Genomic DNA, 4,017 nt, shown 5'->3' with positions numbered 1-4,017 from the left:
CGCTGATCTGCTACGCGATGAAAGCCAATTCCAACCAGGCGGTGATCGCGACGCTCGCCCGGCTCGGCGCGGGGGCCGACGTCGTCTCCGGGGGCGAGCTGTTGCGCGCCCGCGCCGCCGGTATTCCGCCGCAGAAGATCATGTTCTCAGGTGTCGGCAAGACCGCGCGCGAGCTCGCGCTTGCGGTTGAGCAAGGCATTCTCTGCGTCAACGTCGAATCCGAAGCCGAGCTTGAACTCCTCGCCGCCATCGCCGTGGGCAAGGGGCGCTCGGCCGATATTTCGATCCGCGTCAATCCCGACGTCGATCCCAAGACCCACGCCAAGATCGCGACCGGAAAGGCCGAGAACAAATTCGGCATTCCGATCAGCCGCGCCCGCGAGGTCTATGCCCGCGCCGCGAAGCTGAAAGGCGTGCGTGTCGCCGGCGTCGATATGCACATCGGCAGCCAGATCATCGAGCTCGATCCGTTCGGCGATGCGTTCGCGCTGATCGCGGATTTTGTGCGCACGCTGCGCGCCGATGGTCACACCATCAGCCACATCGATCTCGGCGGCGGCTTGGGCATTCCCTATCGCGACGACAACGAACCGCCGCCCGATCCGGATGCCTATGCGGCAATTGTCAAGCGCGCCACGGCGGGGCTCGACTGCAAGCTGATCTTCGAGCCGGGGCGGTTGATCGTCGGCAACGCCGGCATCCTGGTGACGCGTGTACTGTATGTGAAGCGCGGCGAGGCCAAGACTTTTATTATCGTCGATGCCGGCATGAACGATCTGATCCGGCCGACGCTCTACGAAGCGTTTCACCAAATCTGGCCGGTGCGGCAGGCGGCGGTCGGCGCGCCGCGAATCATTGCCGACGTGGTCGGGCCGGTATGCGAGTCCGGCGACTATCTGGCGCTCGACCGCTCGATGCCGGAGCCGAAGCCCGGTGAGCTGCTGGCGGTGATGACGGCGGGCGCCTATGGCGCAACCCAGTCCGGCACTTACAACACCCGCGCGCTGGTCCCCGAAGTGCTTGTGCGCGCTGACAAATGGGCGCTGGTGCGGCCGCGGGTTCCGGCCGATGCGCTGATCGCGCTGGATAAGCTGCCGCATTGGCTCTGATTTTGCTTGCCTGATTTGTCCAGAGGGCGGGGCGGCGCCGAAAGTGCCATGAACTGTGCCATGAACCTGCCCTCATGTTACTGTGTTGTCGGGCACAATCGCACTGTGCGGAGCCTCTATTGACGGCGACAATGCTACCTGATCCGGCGCCCGGCGGACCGCCCGCGAATACGGCGCGGACGCGGCTCGACGCGATGCTCAAGCGCGCCCGGCTGGCGATTTTCTGGGAGCGGTTGTGGCCGGCGCTGAGCGGGCTTGTCTGCGCGATCGGCGTATTCCTCGCGCTGGCCTGGCTCGGCGTGTTCCTGTGGCTGCCGCCGCTCGGCCGCGCCGCGGTGACGATTGTCTGCGCGCTGCTTGCCGCTGGCGCGCTCTATCCGCTGCTGCGGCTGCGCATGCCCGGCGCGCGCGACGGTTTGAGCCGGCTCGATCTGGACAGCGGCTTGCGCCATCGCCCGGCGACTGCGATCACCGACGATCTCGCCGTCACGCCGAAAGATCCTTACTCGCTCGCGCTGTGGAATGCGCACGTTGAGCGCGCGCTCGCCGCGGCGCGATCGTTGAAAGCCGGCTGGCCGTCGCCGCGCGTCGCGCGATGGGATCCTTATGCGGTGCGCGCGCTGGTGCTGGTGGCCTGCGTCGCGACTTTCTTTGCCGCGGGCGGTGAGCGCTGGCGGCGGATCGCGGCGGGGTTCGATTGGCACGGCGTGGTGCTGCCGGCGAATTTCCGCGTCGATGCCTGGGTTATTCCGCCGACCTATACCGGCAAGCCGCCGGTCATGCTGCCGGGCATTCACCCGGGCGAAACCGCGGCGCTGCCGCCGTCGAGCGGCATCGTTGCGGTGCCGGTGAATTCGACATTGGTGGTGCGGTCGACCGGCAAGGTCGATCTTGAGGTGACGGGCACCGGCGGCGTGACGCCGTCAAAAGATGAGGTGAAAGCGCCGGCCGGCACCGACGAGCGCCGCTTCACCATTGCCGCGACCGGCAGAGCCAGTTTGCGCGGCGCCGGTGACGATCTGAACTGGGCGTTCAACGCCATTCCGGATCTGCCGCCGACCATCGCGCTGACCAAGGATCCGGAACAGCAGCAGCGCGGCTCGCTGTTGCTGTCGTACCACCTTGAGGACGATTACGGTGTGAGCGAAGCGCACGCGATGTTCGCGCGCAAGGATGACGACCCGGCGAAGGAAACGCCGCATCCGCTCTACGGCCCGCCGGATTTGCCGCTGGTGCTGCCGCAGGCGCGCACCAAAAACGGCACCGGCCAGACCATCAAGGATCTTACCGATCATCCGTGGGCCGGCGCCGAAGTGGTGATGACACTGACCGCCAAGGACGACGGCGGCAACGAAGGCAAGAGCGAACCATTCACGTTCCGCCTGCCGGAGCGGGTCTTCACCAAGCCGCTCGCCCGCGCGCTGGTGGAGCAGCGGCGCAATCTCGCGCTCGATGCCAATTCGCGGCCGCTGGTCATCACCGCGTTCGATGCGCTGACCATGGCGCCGGAGCAATTCCAGCCCGACGCCGGGGTCTACCTCGGCCTGCGCCACATTTTCTGGTCGCTGGTGCGCGCCAAGAACGACGACGACCTGCGGGATGCTGCGCAAAGCATGTGGTCGATGGCGCTGCAGCTCGAGGACGGCGACATTTCCGACGCCCAGCAGCAGTTGCGCAATGCCGAGGAGGCGTTGCGCCAGGCGTTGGAGCGCGGCGCTTCCGATCAGGAGATCAAATCGCTGATGGATCAGCTGCGCGCGGCGATGGATCGCTTCATGCAGGCGATGCGCGAGCAGCTCAAGAACTCGCAGCAGCTGTCGCGTCCGCTGCCCCCGAACGCGCATACGCTGAGCCAGCGCGATTTGCAGAACATGCTCGACCGGATGCAGCAGCTGGCGCAAAGCGGCAACAAGGATGCCGCGAAACAGTTGCTGCAACAGCTTCAGCAGATGATGGAAAATCTGCAGATGGCACAGCCGAACATGGACCAGGACAGCGGCGACGACGACATGATGTCGGCGCTCGACGAGCTTGGCGACATGATCCGCAAGCAGCAGGAATTGCGCGACCGTACCTTCAAGCAGGGCCAGGACCAGCACCAGCAGGGCGGCCAGTCGCGGCGCAACGGCCAGCAGAATCCCAATGCCGGCAATGGCAACAGCGACCTGCAGCAAAACCAGCAGGCGCTGCGCGACCGCCTGAACAAATTGCTCGACGACCTGAAAAGCCGCGGCCTCGGCCAGAACGGTCAGCGCGGCCAGGAAGGCCAGCAGGGTCAGGGCCAAACGCCGGGCAGTGACTCGCTCGATCAGCTCGGCCGCGCCGGCGGCGAGATGAACGAGGCGCAGGGCGAGCTCGGCGACAACAACACCGACAGCGCCGTGGACTCGCAAGGCCGCGCGCTCGACGCCATGCGCAAGGGCGCGCAGTCGCTGGCGCAGTCGATGCAGCAGCAGATGGGGCAGGGGCAGTCACCCGGCCGCGTCGGCCGGCTCGGCCAGCCGCGCGCCGATCAGGACACCGATCCGCTCGGCCGTCCGCTGCGCGGCCGCGATTACGGCGACGACAACACCGTGCGCGTACCCGGCGAAATCGACACGCAGCGCGCCCGCCGCATCATCGAGGAATTGCGCAAGCGCTTCGGCGACTTCGCGCGCACGCAGGAAGAGCTCGACTACATCGAGCGCCTGCTGAAGGATTATTGATCCTCCTTTCATCCGCCCCCGCGATAGCGGGGGAGGGGGACCATGCGAAGCATGGTGGAGGGGGCGCGGGCCGTGAGGAAAATTCTGTGGCACCAGAAGCAGCGTCGATGCAAGCGCCCCGCCCACCGCGCAAGAGCGCGGTCCCCCCTCCCCGCTATCGGGGAATTATGCACTTGACATACCTTTGGTGACCCTTTAAATTC

At 66.3% G+C, this 4,017-nt stretch carries 2 protein-coding genes; both read left to right on the top strand.

Annotated features, from left to right (window positions below):
* Nucleotides 1-1,109: diaminopimelate decarboxylase (gene lysA / locus ABR948_RS28755; RefSeq protein WP_428124573.1), on the top strand; the 1,109-nt coding region annotated here is incomplete at its 5' end.
* A 119-nt stretch (nt 1,110-1,228) separates the two neighbouring features.
* On the top strand, nt 1,229-3,814 hold the full coding sequence (locus ABR948_RS28750) for a TIGR02302 family protein (RefSeq protein WP_428124571.1): 2,586 nt from the start codon (nt 1,229-1,231) through the stop codon (nt 3,812-3,814).
* Nucleotides 3,815-4,017 lie beyond the last annotated feature (203 nt).

Origin of the sequence: Bradyrhizobium sp., assembly GCF_050014615.1 — a bacterium.
In the GTDB taxonomy this organism is placed as follows: Bacteria; Pseudomonadota; Alphaproteobacteria; order Rhizobiales; family Xanthobacteraceae; genus Bradyrhizobium.
The sequence above is the reverse complement of the archived record's forward strand: the minus strand, read 5'-3'. Positions and strand labels throughout refer to the sequence as shown.